This window comes from Streptomyces sp. KR80 (genome assembly GCF_052245555.1).
GTDB lineage: Bacteria > Actinomycetota > Actinomycetes > Streptomycetales > Streptomycetaceae > Streptomyces.
This window is the reverse complement of record NZ_JBQQCD010000002.1, coordinates 291057-311164: the sequence shown is the minus strand read 5'-3', so window position 1 is coordinate 311164 and position 20108 is coordinate 291057. Positions and strand designations below refer to the sequence as shown.

Genomic DNA, 20108 nt, shown 5'->3' with positions numbered 1-20108 from the left:
CTAGCGGATTCCTGAGCCAGCTCAAATTCCGTTTCCCCAGCGTGCTGCGGTGCACGCCCGTCCCGGGGCGGCTCCGTGCCGCGCCCGCCATAGACTCGCAGCCGTGCACGACCTCGTCCCGCTCGCCCGCTTCGGCAGACGCCTCGCCGCTGACCTGCGCGATGTCACCAGCGACCCGGCCGCCCTGGACTCCGCGGGCTTCTGGGCGGTCGTCGCCGACTTCGAAGGCCGGCTGGTCTGCGCGCGGTTCGCGGAGGTACGGCGCGCGCCCGTCCCCGCTCCCGAGCCGGGGGCCTGGCGCGGCCCCGCCCCGGACCACTGGACGTCATCGCTGGACCGCGCCGCGTACACGGCGGGTGTCCGGCGGATACGCGAGCACATCGCCGCCGGCGAGGTGTACCAGGCGAATCTCTGCCGGATTCTGTCGGCGCCCCTGCCCGACCCCGGCCGCGCGGACGTCGACGCGCTGACCGCGCTGCTCGCCCGCGGCAACCCGGCCCCGTACGCCGGCACGGTCCGGCTGCCCGCGCACGGCGTCGAGATCGCCACCGCCTCACCCGAGCTGTTCCTGCGCCGCGACGGACGGATCGTCGAGTCCGGGCCGATCAAGGGCACCGGGCGGACGGCAGCGGACCTTCTGGAGAAGGACCGGGCCGAGAACGTGATGATCGTCGACCTGGTCCGCAACGACCTCGGGCGGGTCTGTGCCGCCGGGTCGGTGAGCGTGCCGTCGCTTTGCGCGGTCGAACAGCACCCCGGTCTTGTGCACCTCGTCTCCACCGTGCGCGGAGAGCTGGCCGAGGGCGCGGGCTGGGCGGAGCTGCTCGCCGGAACGTTCCCTCCCGGCTCGGTCACCGGTGCCCCCAAGTCGAGCGCGCTGCGCATCATCGAGGCGTTGGAGACCGCGCCGCGCGGGCCGTACTGCGGGGGCGTCGGCTGGGTCGACGCGGACCGCGGCATCGGCGAGCTGGCGGTGGGCATCCGTACGTTCTGGGTCGACCGCGGCGTGGCCGGCGGACCCGTACTGCGCTTCGGCACCGGCGCCGGTATCACCTGGGGCTCCGATCCGGAGCGCGAGTGGGACGAGACAGAGCTCAAGGCGTCCCGGCTGCTCGGGGTAGCGTCGGGGGCATACGCGGCGACGGGAAGGACCCTGCGGTGACAATCTGGCTCAATGGCGCGCTGCGCGACGCCGACGCGGCGCGGGTCTCGGTGTTCGACCACGGATTGACGGTCGGCGACGGCGTCTTCGAGACGATCAAGGCGGTCGACGGCCGGGGCTTCGCCGTCACCCGGCACCTCGAGCGGCTGGCGCGCTCCGCGCGCGGACTCGGTCTGCCGGAGCCCGACCTCGACGAGGTGCGCCGGGCCTGCGACGCGGTGCTGGAGGCCAACCCGATGCCGTACGGCCGGCTGCGCATCACCTACACCGGCGGGCTCTCTCCGCTCGGCTCCGACCGGGGAACCGAGCGGCCCACGCTGGTGGTGGCGCTCGGCGAGTCCACCCGTCGCGCCGACAGCACGGCGATCGTGACGGTGCCGTGGACCCGCAACGAGCGCGGCGCGCTCGCCGGCCTCAAGACCACCTCGTACGGGGAGAACGTCATCGCACTCGCCCGCGCACGCGAGCACGGTGCCTCCGAGGCCGTGCTCGCCAATACGGTCGGGCAGCTGTGTGAGGGCACCGGGTCCAATGTCTTCGTCGTCCTCGACGGCAAGCTCTACACCCCGCCTCTCTCGTCGGGCTGCCTCGCCGGGATCACCCGCGCCCTGGTGGTGGACTGGGCGGGGGCACAGGAGGCCGACCTGCCACTGGACGTGCTGGAGCAGGCCGAGGAGGTCTTTCTGACCTCCTCGCTCCGCGATGTCCAGGCCGTGCACCGGGTCGACGAGCGCGAGCTGCCGGGCGCGCCCGGGCCGGTCACCGCCAAGGCCATGCGGATCTTCGACGAGCGCTCGGCCGCCGACTTCGATCCGAGCTGAGCACCCGTACACCCTGCGAAAACAGATGACGCCGGGCGGCCGAAACCGGTACAACACCTCTGGTGACGACGACTCTGCGGCCCACAGGGCCGGAACAGCGCGGTGCGGACGGACAACGCTCCCGCCACTACGAGGTGTGCGTCAACAGCCGCCCGGTGGGCACGGTCCTGATCGGTACGGACGCCCAGTTCGGCCCGGCCGTGGGCCGGATCCGGGACGTGCGGATCGACGAGCCGGACCGGCGGCGCGGCCGCGGGACCGTCGCAGCTCTCGCCGCCGAGGAAGTGCTGCGCGGCTGGGGCTGCCGTCGCATCGACGTGTCCATTCCGGCGGCCGCGGTCGCCGCTCTGCAGCTTGCGGCAGCGCTGGGTTACACCGAGCGCAACCGGAACATGATCAAGTGGGTGCCGGAGCAGCCGCCCTCGCTGCCCGACGGCAGCGAGGTCCGGCCCATGAGCGAGCAGGAGTTCACGGCCTGGCACGACGCCGGCAAGAAGGCCTACGCGCAGGACTGGATCGACCGGGGTGTCCCCGAGGACCAGGCCTGGGCCACGTCCGAGGCCGACCACGCGGCACTGTTGCCGGACGGCCTCCGCACCCCGGGCGCCATCCTGCGCGTCCTGTCCCACGACGGCGTCGATGTGGGCACGGTCTGGATATCCCTGGCCAAGAGCCTGCCCGACGGTCTCGGCGCCCTCGACGGCTTCGTCCTCGACGTCGAGGTCAGGGAGGAGCACCGCGGGCGTGGACACGGCCGCTCGCTGATGCTCGTCGCCGAGCGCGAATGCCGGGCTGCCGGGGGCGACCGGCTCGGCCTCAATGTCTTCGCGGGCAACACGCCCGCCCTGCGGCTCTACGAGTCGTTGGGGTACCAGACCATCCGGTACCACCTGTCCAAGCCGCTGATCTGAGCCGCGGCGGCGAGGCAAGTCCGTCCGACCAGTGCGCTCGGACCGATCAGTCCGCTTGGTCCGCCAGCAGGCGGTCGGCGATCTCCTCGATCCGCGCCAGGAGCCCCTCCTGGCTCTTCCCGCCGTCCAGCCGCTCGCCGCCGATCACATAGGTGGGCGTGCCCGTCACCCCGATCGCCTTGCCCTCGGCCTGGTCCGCGTCCACGACCAGCATGTGCCGGCCGTCGATGAGCGCGGTGTCCATCTCCTCGGCGTCCAGGCCGAGTTCCCCGGCCACCTCGACGAGCAGCGGTTCACCCCGCTCGGCCAGCTCCTCCGTACGGTCCAGGACCGCCTCGACGTACGGCCAGCCCTTGCCCTGCTCGGCCGCCTCCTCGGCAGCCTGGGCCGCGGCGTACGCGTGCCGGTGCTTCTCCAGCGGGAAGTGCCGCAAGCGCAGCTCAAGCGCGTCCCCGTAACGGGAGCGCAGGGTGCGGAGGTCCCGCAGGGCGGCGCGGCAGTCGGGGCACTGCAGCTCGCACCAGACGTCGAGGACGGGGCGGCCGGGGGTGGTGTTGCTCATGGTGACCAGTCTTCCAGCCCCGCGGCCCGCGCCCGAACCGGGACCCTTGAAGGACTCGCAGTCCCTCCAGGCGATCCTCGATCCGTGGGAATATGACGAACTCCCTCTCAATACTGGCGTGTTGAGGGTGGGGCGGGGGGCGGCTGCGTCATGATCGACGCGAGATGAACGACGACCGCATGTCCCCGGGCGACGACACCCCCCCGTCCGCCTCCGCTCCGGCGGGGAACCCCGGCGCCGAATCGCGCGGCTGTCTGTTCGCGCTCTCGCAGCCGCCGCTGATGCTGTTCCTCGCCGTGATCGGCACCGTGCTGCTGTTCGCGGCGCTCTACGACCTCTACCGGTGGTGAGACGTCACCCCGCGGCTTCGCGTCGCCGGGCGCGGTATGCCGCGACATGGAGCCGGTTGCCGCACGTACGGCTGTCGCAGTAGCGGCGCGAGCGGTTCCGCGAGAGATCGACGAACGCGCGCCGACAGTCCGGCGCCTCGCAGCGCCGCAGCCGCTCCTGCTCTCCGGCGACGACGAGAAAGGCGAGGGCCATGCCACCGTCTGCCGCGAGGTGGTCGGCGAGGGAGGCTCCGGGCGCGAAGTAGTGCACATGCCAGTCGTAGCCGTCGTGGTCCGTCAGCCGCGGCGTGGTGCCGGCCGCCGCGACCATCGCATTGATCAGCTCGGCGGTTCCGCGCGGGTCGCGTGCGGCGAAGACCTCCGCGAAGCGGTCGCGTACGGACCGCACGGCCGCCAGGTCCCGCTCGTCGAGCACCCCCACGTCGCTGATGTTGTGACGCTTGACGAAGGCCTGCAGAGCCGTGACATCGGGAAGGGCGTCCGGCGCTGCTCCCGGCCCCGGGGATTCCGGGTCGCCCTCCGGCGCGGTGTTCACCAGGTCGACGACGGTGTCGAGCGCAAACCGGGTGTCGTGGTTGATCAGCACGACTCGCTCCCTGGCCTGTGGTCGGGCGGCTGGCACCGGATGCCGCCGAAGCGGGATCCGGTGGATGCTGGCCGACTCTAGCGCTCACAACGCACCGGCGCCTTCGTCGCGGTGCCGTCCGCGGCAAGGGCGCCGGTGTCTGCGCTGTGCGATGGTCAGGGCTCGTGCCGTCTCCCCGAGTCGGACGGCTACGGTCTGTGAGCGGTGGTGGGTGGTCTGTCCCTGCGCTGCCTCTCGTGTCGGGTGGCTCAGCTCTCGGCCAGGATGTGGGAGAGCTCTCTGTCGAGATCGAAGTGGCGGTGTTCGGTGCCGGGCGGCACCGCCGCGTCCGTCCGCTTGAGAAACGATTCCAGTGCCCGCGCCGGCGCCTCCAGCAGTGCCTCGCCCTCAGGGGAGCTCAGGGCGATGCACACGACGCCCTGGCCGTGACTGCGGGACGGCCATACCCGGACGTCTCCGGTGCCGGTGGGGCGGTGCAGTCCCTCGGCGAGGAGGTCGCGGGCGAACACCCACTCGACGGTCTCCTCGGCTCCGGTGTGGAAGGTGGCGTGAACGGCGTAGGGATCGGCCGTGTCATACCGCAGGCCTGCGGGGACAGGCAGGGAAGATTCGCTCGACACAACGAGGCGCAGGTGCAGCTCGCAGCTGACCGTGGTGTTCATAAGCGCCAAGGCCTTTCGCTCAGTGTGCGCTCGGGGATTCGCACGTCGGCGAAATCGACATGCCACCTACGGTGTCGTTGTAAACCCCTCTGACCGTTTTGAGGCCCTTCAGGTACCCCGTACGGCGGAGATGACAGTCATCCGTGGCGCGCATTCCGGTGACGCTTCACGGTCGGGTACTTTGGCCGTATGAATGCGGAGAGTGACGAGCGACGGAAGGCCGCCGCCGGGGCAGCCGCCGGCGCTGCGGGGGACGGCAGGGCTGGGGCGGGGGCGCAAGGGAGCGGTGCGACTGCTGTCGGCGGGCTGCTCGGTTCCCGGGCGCCGGAGTTCATCCAGGCGTCCAAGCCGCTGCATGCGGGCTGGCAGGTGGGGATTTTCCTGATCGGACTGGCCGTCGTGGCGACGGGCGTGGTCCTGCTGCCGTTGCCCGGCCCGGGCTGGCTGGTGATCTTCGGTGGCATGGCGATCTGGGCGACCGAGTTCGTCTGGGCGCAGCTGGTGCTGCTCTGGACGAAACGGAAAGTGACCGAGGCGGCGCACAGGGCCCTCGATCCGCGCGTGCGGCGGCGGAACATCATCCTGGTCTCGATCGGCCTGACGATCATCGCCGGAGGGCTGGCCGTCTATCTCTGGAAGTACGGCTTCGTGATGCCGTGGGAGGTCGGCCGATGACGGGCGGTTGGCCCGTGGAAGGCGCGAGCGGGTGGTCGGGGGCACGCGCTGACATGCGGTAATGTGTGCCCTGCTCCCGGGCGATTAGCTCAGCGGGAGAGCGCTTCGTTCACACCGAAGAGGTCACTGGTTCGATCCCAGTATCGCCCACGAGTGCGAGGGCGACCTGTGCCCGTGAAGAGCACGGACCGGGTCGCCCTCGTCGTGTTTGCTCGGCTTCGCCTCGCGTTACGGGGGCTTCGCCACCCGCACCCCCGTGACCTGTGTCCGTGAAGAGCACGGACCGGGTCGCCCTCGTCGTGTTTGCTCGGCTTCGCCTCGCGTTGCGGGGGCTTCGCCACCCGCACCCCCGATCGCCGGGTTGCCACAGCCGCCGCCGAGCGACTGGTTCTCCGCCGGTTCCGGCGGCAGGTCAGCCCATTCGGCCGAGGGCATCGCGAAGCCTTCGGGCGTCCCGCAGCCGCTGCTCGTACGTCGCGCCGACGCCGAGCAGCATCAGGCCTGCGAGGGCCGGCGGCAGCCATCGGGGGAGCGCGTCCACGACCTGGGCGATGTACGGAGCCAGCTCGTGCAGAGTGACCAGCGTCAGCACCGCTCCACCGAGCAGCAGGGGGGCCTTCAGCCTGAGCCGTGCGCCGAGCAGGGTGAGCGCCAGGGTGCCGGTCCCGAGCAGCAGCGGGCGCAGCCAGTGCGTGTCGCCCCAGGCGGCCAGCAGGCTCGGCAGCAGCGTCACGGAGAGGCCCGGGCCGTACGCCGCCCAGGACGACGCAGTGGGGCCACCCCCTGGGGCCCCCTCCCAGCGGTAGCTGGGGGAGGTAGTCCCCCTGGGCCTAGCGGCCCGGGCGGTGCCCCCAGGGGGAGGGGCCTGACGGCGCCTGCGCAGACCGATGAACAGCGCCGCCGCACTGACCGGCAGGGTGTACGCCTCCGGCACGCTGACGCCCGATGCGGCCAGGCGGACCCACGTCGCGAGCACGAACAGCGCCACGGCCGCACGAGCGGCGGCCCGGCGGTCCCGACGCAGCGCCGTGCCCGTCGCGAGGACTCCGGCCAGGGCCAGGACCGAGGCGAGCGCGGGCCCGTTGCCGAGGGACAGGCCGACGGCGAGGGCCGTGGCGGCGTAGCCGGTGCACTCGACGGGGAGACCCGCCGGGAGGGCTCGCAGCCGGGCGGCGAGGAGTGCCGCGGCGGCCGCGACGGCGAGGACGGCGAACGACGTGAGATGGGCGGCGAGCCCGGCGGCGGCGCACAGCGCGACGGTGAGGGCGACGGCGGTCACTCCGGCTGTGCCGGCTGTCACCGACTGCCGTATGCGCTCCCGGGTCACCGCAGCCGCGGTGAAGGCGACGAGCAGGGCGCCGAGCACCCCGAGCGTCACGGCCTGCTCGGCCAGGCCCCAGAAGGCGGCCGTGAGGGCCAAGGCGACGGCGCAGACCAGCGCCGTGAGCGAGGCGGGTCCGGAGCCGTCCTCCGGGGAGAGCACCGACGCGTCGGGTGACGCCGAGTCCGGACGCCGCGTGCCGGGCCCATCTGTGCTCCCGGGGTCGGGGCGCGCCGCGTCGGTGCTCGGCCTGCCCGGGACATGGGCCGACGTGCGGGAGGTCGCGGCGGCGGGCGTATCAGCGGTGCCATGAGCGCCCGGGATGGACGTCAGCGTCGCCGAGGCCACGAGCAGGACTCCGGCCTGTGCCACGAGCAGCGCTACGGCGACCGGGTACGGGAGGCCGAGGGCCACGGGCAGGACAACGCCCAGGGCGCAGCAGACGGCGACCGAACCCGCGGACAGCGCCGACCGCCACGGCCGGCCCGTAGCGTGACGGTGCACAGCCAGCACGGCTGTGGCGACGACCGCCAGGACCACGGGGGCGGCGGAGGTACCCGGCCAGGAGAGGCCCGGGCCCAGAGCGTCGCGTGACCCTTGCGGCGCACCCGACCACACGGCACTCGCCCAGCCCACCGGGCCGAGCAGAGCGGCGGCCACGGCGGGCAGGCTCCAGAGCACCGCACCCGCATGCACCACGCCTGCTGCGGCAGCCAGCCCTGCGGCCACCGCAGTCCGACCCGCCGTGGCGCGGGCGGCCGCCAGGACGAGCGAGCCGCACAGCAGATAGCCGACGACCGTCCACTGCCCGGACAGCCCCGTCCGCAGCACTCCGCCGAGCGCCGCGACCACTGCAAGTCCCGCCGCCGCGGCGGGCCACGCCGCGCTGACGAGACCGTGCCCCGGCCATCGTCGTGCTGCGGCCTGCGGAGCAGGATCATGGTGCGCGGCGGACGAAGGCGCCCCCGGCGACATGGCGCGGCCCGGGCGGCCGAGGTGATCAGTGCCCGGCTCGGTGGGTACACCGGCGCTTCGGTCCACCCGGGAGGTAGCGCCCACCCAGCCCGGTTCGCCGTCTGGGCGGTGGGCATCCGAGCCGCCACTGAGGACGCCGGTGGTGCCCGGCGCCGCTGCTTCGCCCGCTCGGCCAGGACCCGCCGGTGTGGCCGGGACCGGCATCCGCCAGGAGGCGGTGACCCCAACGGCCGCGGCAGCCAGCAGCAGGGCGGCCGCGCGGGCCGCATCGCCCGGCGCGTCCGCGGTGACCGACAGCGTGGCTGCGAGCAGCAGGCTCGAGGCGCCCGTGACCGCCGCGCTCACGGCCGCCGTGCTGCGGACACCCGTGGCGTACGGCCGCCGCAGCGCCAGTGCCAGGTCGGCAGCCGCCGTGCCGAAGAGTACGCAGCCGAAGCCGAAGGGGCCCGCCCCGACCGACACGGCCCAGAGAAACAGGGGCAGTTGGGCCAGCGACACCGCGATGGGCAGCGGCAGCCGCAACCCGGTCATGGGCGCACCGATGCCCACCGTTGCCGTGTCGGAGGACCGCGAGGCGGAGCGCGAACCGCCACCACCTCCGGGAGCGCGCAGCCACCGCCCGTACGCCGTCCAGATCGCCGCCATGACCGCGCTCGCCACCCCTGCATAGCCCGCGCCGTCCGCCTCCGGAACCGCCACCCGGTGGATCGCATACGCGTCCAGCGCCAGCAGGACGAGACCCAGGCACGCCACGACCTCCGCGGTCGCGGCCAGCGAGCGGCGCAGCAGCAGCGCAGGCACCGACAGGGCGGTGAGCGTGAGCGCGCCCAGGACGGCCGCCCGGCCGCCGATGCCCAAGTGCCCCCAGCTGACGACGGTGAAGGCGGTCGCCGCGACCGCCAGCAGGATGCCACCGAGGGCCAGCAGCACGTTCTGCACGGTCGGCGGGCTCGTCTCCCGGCCCGAACGGGCCGGGGCGGTATGAAGCGCGGCGTGCGGGGCCCCCGTCGTTGGTGCCGGGCCAGGGGCGGTCTGCCGCATCTCGGCGAGCAGTTGGGCCCGGCGTGCGAGGAGCCGGGTACGTTCGGCCTCGACCCGGCCGAGTGCCCAGTCGATCTGCCGCAGTTCCTCAACCGGTGGCACCTTGTCCATGCCCCGGAGTGTGGCCCGCGGCACAGCACGAGGACATGAGTAGCCGTACTCAAGTTTCTGTTGAGTACGGCGACGGAGCGCCCACAGGCCCGACACTGGGCCGATGGACTGGCATCGCTACCGCTTCCGCAGCGTCTGGACCCTCGACGCCGCGCCCGCCGCCGTGTACGAGGTCCTGGAGCACGCCGAGGAGTACCCGCACTGGTGGCCACAGGTCCGGGAGGCTCACCCGATCGACGACACGACCGGCACCGCCCGATTCCGTTCCCTCCTGCCGTACGACATGGTGATCACCGCACGCGCGACCCTGCGCGACCCTGCGGCCGGGGTGCTGGAGATCGGGATGACCGGCGACCTGGAGGGCTGGGCCCGGTGGACCGTAGGGGCCCACAACGGCGGCGCGCGCGCCCTCTTCGAGCAGGAGGTGGAGGTCCGAAGGAGCCTGATGCGGGCCCTCGCCCTGCCCGGCCGTCCCCTCTTCGTGGCCAATCATGCGCTGATGATGCGAGCGGGCCACCGGGGCCTGCGTCGTCGGCTCGCGGATGTCGTTTGAACGAACTCTTCAGGGCACGGTATTGTTCAGCCCGTGCCGCCACGGGGCCTGCCCCCGGCGCACCGGGGGCGATTAGCTCAGCGGGAGAGCGCTTCGTTCACACCGAAGAGGTCACTGGTTCGATCCCAGTATCGCCCACGAGTGCAAGGGCGACCTGTGTCCGTGAAGAGCACGGACCGGGTCGCCCTCGTCGTGTTTGCTCGGCTTCGCCTCGCGTTGCGGGGGCTTCGCCACCCGCACCCCCGTGACCTGTGTCCGTGAAGAGCACGGACCGGGTCGCCCTCGTCGTGTTTGCTCGGCTTCGCCTCGCGTTGCGGGGGCTTCGCCACCCGCACCCCCGTGACCTGTGTTCGTGAAGAGCACGGACTGGGTCGCCCTCGTCGTGTTTGCTCGGCTTCGCCTCGCGTTGCGGGGGCTTCGCCACCCGCACCCCCGTGACCTGTGTTCGTGAAGAGCACGGACTGGGTCGCCCTCGTCGTGTTTGCTCGGCCTCGCCTCGCGTGACACCCCGGGTCAGGCAGCGGCCGGCAATTCGGGACGCAGGGGCCAGGCAGGGTCGACCGCCTCGGTCGAACCGTTGCGGGCGAACCACGCCTGGAGCCCCCGGGCCTGGGCCGCGTGCCACACGGCCTGACGGGTGTGCAGCTCGGCGGCGCTCATCGACTCCAGGCGAGCGGCGAACCGGCGGCCCAGTTTCCGTACGACGTCGAGGGCGGCCATGGCGTCCGCCGCGGCGTCGTGCGCCTCCGCCAGCAGCACCCCGTAGTGTGTGCACAGGTCGGAGAGCGTGCGCCGGCCCTTCCGGTAGCGGTCCAGGTGCCGGTCCAGGACGTGCGGATCGAGCACGCACAGCGATGAGCAACCGAAGTAGTCCGCAAGGGACTTCGCACGGTGCCGCCGCAACTCCCGGTCGAGCAAGGTCAGATCGAAGGGCGCGTTCATCACGACGAGCGGCGTGCCCGCCACGGACTGCGCCGTGAGAGCCCGCGCCACCTCCTCCATGACCGGTGACGGCCAGCGGCCGTTCCGCTGTAGGTGATCCTCTGTCAGTCCGTGTATGACGGTGGCCGCCTCCGGCACCGGCACACCCGGATTGACCAGCCAGCGGGTGACGCGCGGCGCCGCCTCCGGAGCACTCTGCACCACCAGGGCGGCGGAAACGATGCGGTCCTGCTCGACATCGACTCCCGTGGTCTCGGTGTCGAATGCGGCGAGCGGCCCCTCGAACCAGCACGGCATGTCACAACTCCTCGCGCGAGACCGGCAGATGGATACCGCCCTCTGCCCGACCTGGTGATACCCGGGCCGTTTGCCCCGTACGCAGGGCGGAGACAACACAGATGACGGGCCGTCGCATTTTCAAGGGCCACGGTCACGGGGACATATTCGCAAGGCCTGAAAGGCACTTCGGACATGGCGCTCGCCCAGCCCGACCCGGCCACGCCCGGGCAGGGCCTGCTGCCGGAGCGGATCGCACCGCTGCGCGGCGGACTCGCCATCACCGCCTGTATGGAAACCCTCCAGGTGGGCTATCTCCATGCGGTCGCGGCGGCTGCCGGCTGCTCACTCGCCCAGCCCTTCCCGGACAACGGCATCGACTGGCACGTCAGTCACAGTGCCCCTGGCCACGCGGTCGACGACGAGGTGACGATCAAGGTGCAGCTCAAGTGCACCTATCAGATAGCCCCTCACCCACGGGGACCGGCGTTCTCGTTCACGCTCGACAACGAGCACCTGGTGAAGCTCGCACGCACTCCGGTATCGGTGCACAAGATCCTTGTCGTGATGCTGGTTCCGCGGGACCGCGAGGACTGGCTGCGCGCCGCCCACGACCGCCTCGAACTGCGGCACTGCTGTTACTGGACCAACCTGGCCGGCCACCCCGTAACCGGCAGGCACAGGACCACCGTGCGGATCCCGACCACGCGGATCTTCGACGACCGAGCCCTCAGCGAGATCATGACCCGTGTCGGGGTGGGAGGGAGACCGTGATGAACCGGCCCTTCGACAAGACCGTACGGCCGCACCCGGGCGAGTCCGGGAGACCGCCGGGGACGGACTCCTGCACCGGCGGCCTCGAGGCCGCCGGTGCATTCGAGCCGGGTGCCCTCGCACCCGCCCGTCTCGACCCCGAGAGCGTCGATCCCGCCGTCCTGGGCGCTCTGCTGGCCCGGCATGGCTGGCAGCGGCGCGGGGGAGCCGCGGAGCGCTACGCGCGCTGGACCCCGCCCGGCCGCACCGCCGGCACCAGCCTTCTCGTGCCGCAGAGCCGCGCCTTCCCCGACAGCGGAGACCTGCTGGCCGAGGCCCTCACCGCACTGACCCGCAGCGCAGCGCCCTCGGCCCGTGACGTGCTCGTCGGTCTCGCCGTTCCCAGCGACGAGATCCGCTGGTGGCGGGACGTGCCGGTGACCGAGACCGGCGCGGCTTCCTGGCCGGCCCGGGAGCGGCTGCGGGCCGGGGCGCGGGCGATGCTGCTGGCCGGTGCCCTCGCCGCGCGAGGCCGCGCCGGCTACTACGGCAACCGGCACCGGAAGCATGCCGAGGCCGCGCTGGAGCAGGTGCTCGTCGGTCCCGAGCCGGGCGGCGGCCAGTTGACCGTGTTCGTCCCGGTCGACAGCGGCCGCCCGGCCGTCACCACCCTGCTGCGGGCCCTGCACGCCGCCCGCGACGCCGCCGACTTCCAGCGCGCCACCGGCGGCATGGAGGCCTTCGACGCGGCCGTCGAGCTGGGGGTGTGCCAGGAGCTGACCGAGGCGCTCGTGGCGCTGGTACGGGGCTCGGAGGGGATCCGGGTTGCCCTGGAGTGGTCGCCCGCTGCCGGTGCTCCGGACGGCTTCGCGACCCGGCCCGAGCCGGTGGAGTTCTCGCCCGGGGATCTCCCGGCGTTACGGGAGGCGGGCGCGCGATATGTGCGCGACGAACCGTCCGTGCCGGTACGGGTCACGGGTGCGGTGGTCCGCATGCGCCGCTCGGCCCCCGGCGGCCCCGGCACTGTACGGCTGCGGGTGCTGGCCGGCGCGGACGTGCCGCAGGTGCGGATCGCGCTCGACGAGGACGCCTACCGCATCGCCGGGCATGCCCACCTGGTCGGCCTGCCGATCCGGGTCAGCGGCAGGCTGGAGAGCCGCGGCGGCTTCCGCCGCCTCACCGGCGCCTCGGGGGTCGTCCCGGTGCAGGTGGACGAGGCCGAGCGGGACCGGCTGATGAAGTCGCTGCAGGAGAACCTCGACTTCTTCGAGGAGGCCTGTGGAACGGACGACGAGGTCTAGGTCGGCCTGAGCCGGGAGAGGACCAGCCCGGGCCCGCGACGGCGGGACCGGCGCTTCCGGGCGGCGGCCGCCCCCGCGCGGGCAACTGTTTCGCGGTGGGCCCGTCCACCTCGGTACGATTCAGGCGCGCAGCGCCCGCTGTCGCACGACCCCATGAGTCAGGAGAGACCGGTGCCAGACGTCCGTGTGATCATCCAACGCGATTCCGAGCGGGAAGAGCGCGTGGTGACCACGGGCACTACGGCGGTGGACCTGCTGGGCGGCGACCGCAGCGTCGTCGCCGCGCGCGTGCGGCCCGCAGGCGGTGTCGAAGCGCTCAAGGACCTGGCGTACGAGGTCGCCGACGGCGATCTCCTCGAGCCCGTCCCGATCACCTCGGACGACGGGCTCAACATCCTGCGCCACTCGACCGCGCATGTGATGGCCCAGGCCGTGCAGGAGATCTTCCCCGAGGCAAAACTCGGCATCGGCCCGCCCATCAAGGACGGCTTCTACTACGACTTCGACGTCGAGAACCCGTTCACCCCGGACGACCTCAAGCGCATCGAGAAGAAGATGCAGGAGATCGTCAAGCGTGGTCAGCGCTTCTCGCGGCGCGCGGTGTCGGACGACGCCGCGCGGGAGGAGCTGGTCGGCGAGCCGTACAAGCTGGAGCTGATCGGCCTCAAGGGCTCGGCCGCGGACGCCGCCGAGGGCGCGTCCGCCGAGGTCGGCGCGGGTGAGCTGACCATCTACGACAACGTGGACGCCAAGACCGGCGACCTGTGCTGGAAGGACCTCTGCCGCGGTCCCCACCTGCCCACCACCCGGAACATCCCCGCCTTCAAGCTGATGCGCTCGGCCGCCGCCTACTGGCGCGGCAGCGAGAAGAACAAGCAGCTGCAGCGGATCTACGGCACCGCCTGGCCGTCCAAGGACGAGCTCAAGGCGTATCTGGACTTCCTGGCCGAGGCCGAGAAGCGCGACCACCGCAAGCTCGGCTCCGAGCTCGACCTGTTCTCCATCCCGGAGGACATCGGCTCCGGCCTCGCCGTCTTCCACCCCAAGGGCGGCATCGTCCGCCGGGTCATGGAGGACTACTCGCGCAAGCGGCACGAGGAGTCGGGCTACGAGTTCGTCTACACCCCGCACGCCACCAAGGGGAAGCTGTTCGAGAAGTCGGGCCACCTGGACTGGTACTCCGAGGGCATGTACCCGCCCATGCAGCTCGACGAGGGCACCGACTACTACCTGAAGCCCATGAACTGCCCCATGCACAACCTGATCTTCGATGCGCGGGGCCGCTCGTACCGTGAACTGCCGCTGCGCCTCTTCGAGTTCGGGACGGTCTACCGCTACGAGAAGTCAGGTGTGGTGCACGGCCTGACCCGGGCCCGCGGCTTCACCCAGGACGACGCGCACATTTACTGCACCCGCGAACAGATGGCGGACGAGCTCGACTCGCTGCTCACCTTCGTGCTGAACCTGCTGCGCGACTACGGGCTGCACGACTTCTACCTGGAGCTGTCCACCAAGGACCCGGAGAAGTTCATCGGCTCGGACGAGGTGTGGGCGGAGGCCACCGAGATCCTGCGCCAGGCGGCTGAGAAGCAGGGCCTCGACCTGGTCATGGACCCGGGCGGCGCGGCGTTCTACGGCCCGAAGATCTCGGTGCAGGCGAAGGACGCGATCGGCCGTACCTGGCAGATGTCGACCATCCAGGTGGACTTCAACCTGCCGGAGCGCTTCGACCTGGAGTACACCGCGGCGGACGGCTCCCGGCAGCGCCCGGTCATGATCCACCGCGCGCTGTTCGGGAGCATCGAGCGGTTCTTCGCGGTGCTGCTGGAGCACTACGCCGGTGCCTTCCCGGCCTGGCTCGCCCCCGTCCAGGCGGTCGGCATCCCGATCGGCGACGACCATGTGCCGTACCTGCAGGAGGTCGCCGCCAAGTTGAAGGTCCACGGCATCCGCGTCGAGGTCGACGCCTCCGCCGACCGGATGCAGAAGAAGATCCGCAACGCTCAGAAGGCGAAGATCCCGTACATGCTGATCGCGGGCGACGACGACGTCTCCAAGGGCGCGGTCTCCTTCCGGTACCGCAGCGGGGAGCAGAAGAACGGCGTGCCGGTCGACGAGGCTGTGGCCGAGATCGTCAAGGCGGTGGAGGAGCGGATCCAGGTCTGACGCGGGCCGGGGCCGGGGTGGTCGGCTGTCGGCCGCCCCGGCGACACGCTGCGCACGGGCGAAGTCATATGCTGCACTGCATGACCAGTGAGCCGGAGCAGCAGATCGGAGTGGGGACGCCGGATGCGTTCCAGCGCCTGTGGACCCCGCACCGGATGGCCTACATCCAGGGTGAGAACAAGCCCACGGGTCCCGGGGCCGGAGACGGCTGCCCGTTCTGCGCCATACCGGCCAAGTCCGACGAGGACGGGCTCATCGTCGCGCGCGGTGAACGCGTGTACGCGGTGCTGAATCTCTACCCGTACAACGGCGGGCACTTGATGATCGTCCCCTTCCGGCACGTCGCGGACTACACCGACCTGAACGGGCCGGAGACGGCGGAGCTCGCCGAGTTCACCAAACGGGCGATGACCGCGCTGCGCACGGCGGCCGGGGCGCACGGCTTCAACATCGGTGTGAACCAGGGCGCGGCGGCGGGTGCCGGTATCGCCGCCCACCTGCACCAGCACGTCGTGCCACGCTGGGGCGGCGACACCAACTTCATGCCGGTCGTCGGCCACACCAAGGTGCTGCCGCAGCTTCTCGCGGACACCCGCCGCATGCTGGCCGACGCCTGGCCCTCCTGATCAGGCTCGCTCGCCGGGCCGGGGGGCTCCTACCCCAGGGCGACCCCCAGCCGACGGCGCCCCCTGACGGCAGGGAGCCGGGCGCTACGCGAGATACACGTCCGCCGTACGCGGCTCGGCGCCCTGGACGGTGCTGCTGAGGAAGGTGGAGCGGACGTTGAACTGGTCGATGTCCACGCCGTTCTCCTCCAGTACGCGGAGCGCGGCCGTGTGCACCACCCGGAGGACCGGCGTGGCCGCGCGCAGCGCATCGTCCGCCATGAAGCGGTGGCGCCAGGGCTGCGCCGCCCAGGCGTGCCGGAGGCCGAACGGCTCGGGCAGGATCAGCCGTCCGCCGAGGTAGTCCAGGATCGGCGGGAACCAGGTGAAGGGAGCGCGCGCCGCGAGCCGCACCACCTCCTTGGCGTCGACGAGCGGGAGGTGCACCTCCTTGGTCTCCCAGAACTTCACGCTCTTGGAGACCACCTTGGTCTTGGCGACGGGCTTGCTGGTGAACAACGAGTGGACGGGGCCGAGCGCGTGGCCGGTCACCTCGATGCGCAGCGTGTGGTGCAGCACCGTGACCGTGACCAGCAGCGTGATCACCAGCTGGCCGTCCCACAGGACGAACTGCACGCCCAGATAGTGCCGGTTTCCGCTGCCGAACTGCTGCTCGTTGCAGATCCGCTGGATCTCGTGCGGCCTGATCTGGAAGGCCTCCGTATCGGTGCCCTGCGGCCTGGACACGGCGTCCGCGCCCTCACCGATGGGCGATACCACCCAGTGCCGTACCGACGGGGTGGGGAAACCTCCGGTGTGCAGCGGGCCGCGCTCCAGCATCCGCAACTGGTCGTGCACCGCCCGGATGATGTCCCAGCTGCGGAAGGGGTTGATCTCCTTGTCGGGGTCCGCGGGAACCAGCTCCTCCGCCAGATGCCAGCTGCCCCAGCGGGTGCCCATGCCCAGGATTCCCTTGGGCCCGGCGTAGAAGACGAGGTTGCTGTGCTGCTCGGCGGTGAGCCGGGCCAGGCCCTGCCGCAGCCGCTCGGCGCTGGTCTCGTTCGGGTTCTGCGGCACCGCCTCGGGGATCTTCGCGCCGATGCCGCCGCCCGAGAGCAACCCCTCCCAGCGGTCCCGGAGGTCCTTCGCCGTCCGCTCGCAGATCCGCTTCGCCAGCAGCCAGCCGACGACCGGGGCGACCACCATGGCGCGCAGATAGATCCCCCAGAACCCGTCGAATGGCAGCTTGACGAGGAACAGCACTGCCAGGCCGCCCAGCGCGACGAGCACGGCCGTACCGAGCGCGCCCGCCCGCCGGTTCGCGGCGCCCGCGAGCGTACGCCGCAGCTGGAAGCCGGCCAGCCAGAGCAGCAGTCCGGGCAGGAACAGCAGCCCGAAGAGCACCGTCACCACGGTCAGCCGGACATCGCGCTCCTTGCGGATGCGGCTGGCGGCCAGGCAGTGTTCGACCACGGCCTGGGGTTCCGTGCCGAAGGACTGGATCAGCGGCATACGGGCGCCGCCCAGCATCCGCTCCTGTACGGCACGGGCGAAGGCCTCGCCGAGATTGGGCTCGAACAGTGACAGCTTCGGTGCCGTGACCTTCGAGGTGTGCCACTCGCTGTTCGCCTTGAGCAGGTCGGCGACGGGGCTGTCACGGTACGCGGCCGAGGCGAGGGCGTTGGTCGCCGCAGTCTGGCCGGCCGAGCCGGAGAGCGGTACCTGCGCCCCAGGACTGAAGTCGAAACCGCCGTGTGTCACTACCGCCCCCAACCCCGCTGAAGCATCCGCTGTCCCCCCAGCCACCGCTGGGTGCGGGTACCCCCAGCGCTAGCTGCGGCGTACCCCATCCACCCCTTCCCGATCATCGCTCTCGGCAACCGGCGAAGGGCACACCTTCCGACGTGCATCTCAGCGTATCGGCGTAGAACCGCCCGCCGCACGGCAGTTGCGGCGGGCGGTGGCGGAACTACGCTCCCCCTGGGGGCACCCCCGGGCCCTTGGGGCTCAGGGGGACTACCTCCCCCAGCTACCGCTGGGAGGTGCCCCCAGGGTGGGGGTCCCCCAGCGCTAGCGAGGGGGCGTGCCCCCAGACTGGGCCTGTTCGCGGACCTTTGCCGCGATCTGCGGGGGCATGGGCTCGTGCCGGACATAGTGGCGGTTGAACCGCCCCGTGCCGTGCGACAGAGACCGCAGGTCCACCGCGTACCGGCCGATCTCGATTTCCGGGACCTCGGCTCGTACGAGCGTGCGCCCCGGCCCGGCCTGTTCGGTGCCGACGACCCTGCCGCGCCGCCCGGACAGATCGCTCATGACCGGCCCGACGTACTCGTCCGAGACCAGCACCTGCACCTCTGCGTACGGCTCCAGCAGATGGATCAGGCACTTGGCCGCCGCCTCGCGCAGGGCCAGCGCGCCCGCCGTCTGGAACGCGGCGTCGGAGGAGTCCACCGAGTGTGCCTTGCCGTCGAGCAGCGTCACCCGCACGTCGACCAGTGGATTCCCGGTGGAGACGCCCTTGGCGGCCTGCGCCCGGACCCCCTTCTCGACCGAGGGGATGAACTGCCGGGGCACCGCCCCGCCGACGACCTTGTCGACGAACTCGATCCCGGAGCCGCCGGGCAGCGGCTCCACCTCGATGTCGCAGATCGCGAACTGCCCGTGCCCGCCGGACTGTTTCACATGCCGTCCGCGCGCCGCGGCCTTCTCACCGAAGGTCTCGCGCAGCGACACCTTGTGCGGTACGGCGTCGACCTGCACGCCGTAACGGCTGCGGAGCCGCTCCAGCACCACGTCCACATGCGCCTCGCCCAGACACCACAGCACCACCTGATGGGTGTCCTGGTTCTGCTCGAGCCGCATCGTCGGGTCCTCGGCCACCAGCCGGGACAGGCCCTGCGAGAGCTTGTCCTCGTCCGCCTTGCTGTGCGCCTGGATCGCCATCGGCAGTAGCGGGTCGGGCATCACCCACGGCTCCATCAGCAGCGGATCGTCCTTGGCGGACAGCGTGTCGCCGGTCTCCGCGCGGGTCAGCTTGGCCACACAGGCCAGGTCGCCCGCGATGGCCTTGGGCAGCACCCGCTGCTGCTTGCCGAACGGAGCGGACAGCGCGCCGATCCGCTCGTCGACGTCGTGGTCCTCGTGGCCCCGGTCCTCCAGCCCGTGTCCCGAGACGTGCACCGTCTCGTCGGGGTGCAGTGTCCCGGAGAACACCCGCACCAGGCTGATCCGGCCGACATACGGGTCCGAGGAGGTCTTGACCACCTCGGCGGCCAGCGGCCCGTCGGGGTCGCAGGTCAACGGTGGTCGTGGCGCCCCCTTCGGGGTGGTGACCGTCGGCATCTCCCGCTCGAGCGGGGTCGGGAAGCCGCCGCTGATCAGATCCAGCAACTCCACGGTGCCGAGACCCTGTTTGCTGCCCTCGGCCGCGGGTGCGGCGGCCAGCACCGGGTGGAACGTGCCCCGCGCGACGGCCCGTTCCAGGTCCTCGATCAGGGTCTTGATGTCGACGTCCTCGCCGCCGAGGTAGCGGTCCATGAGGGTCTCGTCCTCGCTCTCGGCGATGATTCCCTCGATGAGCCGGTTACGGGCCTCCTCGATCAGCGGAAGGTGCTCGCCCTCGGGCTCCCTCTCCACCCGTGCCCCCGAGGAGTAGTCGAAGATCCGCTGGGAGAGCAGCCCGATGAGACCGGCGACCGGAGCGTGCCCGTCCGGGCCTTCGTCGCCGTGCAGCGGCAGATAGAGCGGAAGTACCGCGTCCGGGTCGTCGCCCCCGAAGACCCGCTGGCAGATCGCCGTCATCTCCTCGAAGGAGGCGCGCGCGGACTCCAGATGCGTCACCACGATCGCGCGCGGCATGCCCACCGCGGCGCACTCCTCCCAGACCATCCGCGTCGAGCCGTCCACGCCGTCCGCCGCCGAGACGACGAAGAGGGCCGCATCCGCTGCTCGCAGACCGGCCCTCAACTCCCCGACGAAGTCGGCGTATCCGGGGGTGTCCAGGAGATTCACTTTGACTCCGCCCCATTCCACCGGAACGAGGGAGAGCTGTACCGAGCGTTGCTGCCGGTGTTCGATCTCGTCGTAGTCGGAGAGGGCCGTCCCGTCCTCGACCCGGCCGGCCCGGTTCACTGCACCCGCCGCGAGAGCGAGCGCTTCTACCAGGGTGGTCTTTCCCGATCCGGTGTGGCCGACCAGCACCACGTTCCGCAGGGATGAGGGCCGGTCGGCCGTCGCTGCCCTGCCGGCGGCCCCGGGGTGTGCATTATTCCTGTCGCCCATGTGCCTCGCCTCCCGGTCTGCACCTGTTGCGGTCCTTCGAGCTTTCCACCCCTG

The 20108-nt window shown here is 71.6% G+C and carries 17 protein-coding genes and 2 tRNA genes; 12 read left to right on the top strand and 7 right to left on the bottom strand.

The window, feature by feature from the left end; genetic code table 11:
* Positions 1 to 103 precede the first annotated feature (103 nt).
* The 3 genes from ACTWQI_RS04370 to ACTWQI_RS04360 all read left to right on the top strand — a co-directional run bounded on the left by ACTWQI_RS04370 (position 104) and on the right by ACTWQI_RS04360 (position 2894).
* Positions 104 to 1162 (top strand): chorismate-binding protein, encoded by a 1059-nt coding sequence (locus ACTWQI_RS04370; RefSeq protein WP_443267599.1) that lies wholly within the window; start codon positions 104 to 106, stop codon positions 1160 to 1162.
* A complete protein-coding gene (locus tag ACTWQI_RS04365; RefSeq protein ID WP_443267598.1) occupies positions 1159 to 1983 on the top strand; it encodes an aminotransferase class IV in 825 nt (274 codons plus the stop codon). The genes ACTWQI_RS04370 and ACTWQI_RS04365 overlap by 4 nt, the downstream gene beginning before the upstream one ends.
* A 62-nt stretch (positions 1984 to 2045) precedes the next feature.
* Positions 2046 to 2894 carry a GNAT family N-acetyltransferase gene (locus tag ACTWQI_RS04360; protein ID WP_443267596.1) on the top strand — a complete coding sequence of 283 codons (849 nt, stop codon included), beginning with the start codon at positions 2046 to 2048 and terminating at the stop codon, positions 2892 to 2894.
* Positions 2895 to 2940: 46 nt separating this feature from the next.
* Here ACTWQI_RS04360 and ACTWQI_RS04355 read toward each other — a convergent pair whose 3' ends face one another.
* Complete coding sequence (locus tag ACTWQI_RS04355) at positions 2941 to 3456, bottom strand: DsbA family protein (protein WP_443267594.1); 516 nt, start codon at positions 3454 to 3456, stop codon at positions 2941 to 2943.
* Between the two features lie 164 nt (positions 3457 to 3620).
* On the opposite strand from ACTWQI_RS04355, the gene ACTWQI_RS04350 reads away from it, so the two are divergent.
* Complete coding sequence (locus ACTWQI_RS04350; RefSeq protein WP_443267592.1) at positions 3621 to 3806, top strand: hypothetical protein; 186 nt, start codon at positions 3621 to 3623, stop codon at positions 3804 to 3806.
* A 4-nt stretch (positions 3807 to 3810) separates the two neighbouring features.
* On the opposite strand, the gene ACTWQI_RS04345 is transcribed toward ACTWQI_RS04350, so the two are convergent.
* Both ACTWQI_RS04345 and ACTWQI_RS04340 read right to left on the bottom strand, forming a co-directional pair.
* Positions 3811 to 4392, bottom strand: a complete 582-nt coding sequence (locus ACTWQI_RS04345; RefSeq protein ID WP_443267591.1) for a CGNR zinc finger domain-containing protein — start codon at positions 4390 to 4392, stop codon at positions 3811 to 3813.
* Between the two features lie 248 nt (positions 4393 to 4640).
* Positions 4641 to 5054, bottom strand: a complete 414-nt coding sequence (locus tag ACTWQI_RS04340) for an SsgA family sporulation/cell division regulator (protein ID WP_237321832.1) — start codon at positions 5052 to 5054, stop codon at positions 4641 to 4643.
* 189 nt (positions 5055 to 5243) lie between these two features.
* Here ACTWQI_RS04340 and ACTWQI_RS04335 point away from each other — a divergent pair, with 189 nt between their 5' ends.
* Positions 5244 to 5729, top strand: coding sequence for a TIGR02611 family protein (locus tag ACTWQI_RS04335; protein ID WP_443267589.1), 486 nt, complete (start codon positions 5244 to 5246; stop codon positions 5727 to 5729).
* Between the two features lie 78 nt (positions 5730 to 5807).
* Positions 5808 to 5879 (top strand) — tRNA-Val (locus ACTWQI_RS04330).
* Positions 5880 to 6141: 262 nt separating this feature from the next.
* Here the strand turns inward: ACTWQI_RS04330 and ACTWQI_RS04325 are convergent.
* Positions 6142 to 9177, bottom strand: coding sequence for an SCO7613 C-terminal domain-containing membrane protein (locus ACTWQI_RS04325; protein ID WP_443267588.1), 3036 nt, complete (start codon positions 9175 to 9177; stop codon positions 6142 to 6144).
* A gap of 103 nt (positions 9178 to 9280) precedes the next feature.
* Between ACTWQI_RS04325 and ACTWQI_RS04320 the strand changes: the two genes are divergently transcribed.
* On the top strand, positions 9281 to 9730 hold the full coding sequence (locus ACTWQI_RS04320) for an SRPBCC family protein (protein WP_443267586.1): 450 nt from the start codon (positions 9281 to 9283) through the stop codon (positions 9728 to 9730).
* A gap of 66 nt (positions 9731 to 9796) precedes the next feature.
* Positions 9797 to 9868, top strand: a tRNA-Val gene (locus tag ACTWQI_RS04315).
* A gap of 375 nt (positions 9869 to 10243) precedes the next feature.
* On the opposite strand, the gene ACTWQI_RS04310 is transcribed toward ACTWQI_RS04315, so the two are convergent.
* Positions 10244 to 10969 (bottom strand): 3'-5' exonuclease, encoded by a 726-nt coding sequence (locus ACTWQI_RS04310; protein ID WP_443267584.1) that lies wholly within the window; start codon positions 10967 to 10969, stop codon positions 10244 to 10246.
* Between the two features lie 174 nt (positions 10970 to 11143).
* On the opposite strand from ACTWQI_RS04310, the gene ACTWQI_RS04305 reads away from it, so the two are divergent.
* From ACTWQI_RS04305 to ACTWQI_RS04290, 4 genes are all read left to right on the top strand, one after another.
* Positions 11144 to 11722: a DUF4365 domain-containing protein gene (locus ACTWQI_RS04305; protein WP_443267583.1), complete on the top strand. Its 579-nt coding sequence runs from the start codon at positions 11144 to 11146 to the stop codon at positions 11720 to 11722.
* Positions 11722 to 13002: a hypothetical protein gene (locus tag ACTWQI_RS04300; RefSeq protein ID WP_443267581.1), complete on the top strand. Its 1281-nt coding sequence runs from the start codon at positions 11722 to 11724 to the stop codon at positions 13000 to 13002. The genes ACTWQI_RS04305 and ACTWQI_RS04300 overlap by 1 nt, the downstream gene beginning before the upstream one ends.
* A gap of 171 nt (positions 13003 to 13173) precedes the next feature.
* The gene (thrS, locus tag ACTWQI_RS04295; protein ID WP_443267579.1) at positions 13174 to 15168 is read left to right on the top strand and encodes a threonine--tRNA ligase; all 1995 of its coding nucleotides are present in this window, start codon (positions 13174 to 13176) and stop codon (positions 15166 to 15168) included.
* A 68-nt stretch (positions 15169 to 15236) separates the two neighbouring features.
* Positions 15237 to 15794: an HIT family protein gene (locus ACTWQI_RS04290; RefSeq protein ID WP_443267576.1), complete on the top strand. Its 558-nt coding sequence runs from the start codon at positions 15237 to 15239 to the stop codon at positions 15792 to 15794.
* 84 nt (positions 15795 to 15878) lie between these two features.
* On the opposite strand, the gene ACTWQI_RS04285 is transcribed toward ACTWQI_RS04290, so the two are convergent.
* Complete coding sequence (locus ACTWQI_RS04285; RefSeq protein WP_443267575.1) at positions 15879 to 17534, bottom strand: hypothetical protein; 1656 nt, start codon at positions 17532 to 17534, stop codon at positions 15879 to 15881.
* A gap of 309 nt (positions 17535 to 17843) precedes the next feature.
* Positions 17844 to 20054 (bottom strand): elongation factor G-like protein EF-G2, encoded by a 2211-nt coding sequence (locus ACTWQI_RS04280; RefSeq protein ID WP_443267573.1) that lies wholly within the window; start codon positions 20052 to 20054, stop codon positions 17844 to 17846.
* Positions 20055 to 20108: the final 54 nt, after the last annotated feature.

Bases quoted from the DNA above. Each gene is read 5' to 3' on its own strand.
- ACTWQI_RS04355 (WP_443267594.1), bottom strand. From the start codon at position 3,456: ATGAGCAACACCACCCCCGGCCGCCCCGTCCTCGACGTCTGGTGCGAG.
- ACTWQI_RS04350 (WP_443267592.1), top strand. From the start codon at position 3,621: ATGAACGACGACCGCATGTCCCCGGGCGACGACACCCCCCCGTCCGCC.
- ACTWQI_RS04340 (WP_237321832.1), bottom strand. From the start codon at position 5,054: ATGAACACCACGGTCAGCTGCGAGCTGCACCTGCGCCTCGTTGTGTCG.
- ACTWQI_RS04335 (WP_443267589.1), top strand. From the start codon at position 5,244: ATGAATGCGGAGAGTGACGAGCGACGGAAGGCCGCCGCCGGGGCAGCC.
- ACTWQI_RS04325 (WP_443267588.1), bottom strand. From the start codon at position 9,177: ATGGACAAGGTGCCACCGGTTGAGGAACTGCGGCAGATCGACTGGGCA.
- ACTWQI_RS04320 (WP_443267586.1), top strand. From the start codon at position 9,281: ATGGACTGGCATCGCTACCGCTTCCGCAGCGTCTGGACCCTCGACGCC.
- ACTWQI_RS04310 (WP_443267584.1), bottom strand. From the start codon at position 10,969: ATGCCGTGCTGGTTCGAGGGGCCGCTCGCCGCATTCGACACCGAGACC.
- ACTWQI_RS04305 (WP_443267583.1), top strand. From the start codon at position 11,144: ATGGCGCTCGCCCAGCCCGACCCGGCCACGCCCGGGCAGGGCCTGCTG.
- ACTWQI_RS04300 (WP_443267581.1), top strand. From the start codon at position 11,722: ATGAACCGGCCCTTCGACAAGACCGTACGGCCGCACCCGGGCGAGTCC.
- ACTWQI_RS04290 (WP_443267576.1), top strand. From the start codon at position 15,237: ATGCTGCACTGCATGACCAGTGAGCCGGAGCAGCAGATCGGAGTGGGG.
- ACTWQI_RS04280 (WP_443267573.1), bottom strand. From the start codon at position 20,054: ATGGGCGACAGGAATAATGCACACCCCGGGGCCGCCGGCAGGGCAGCG.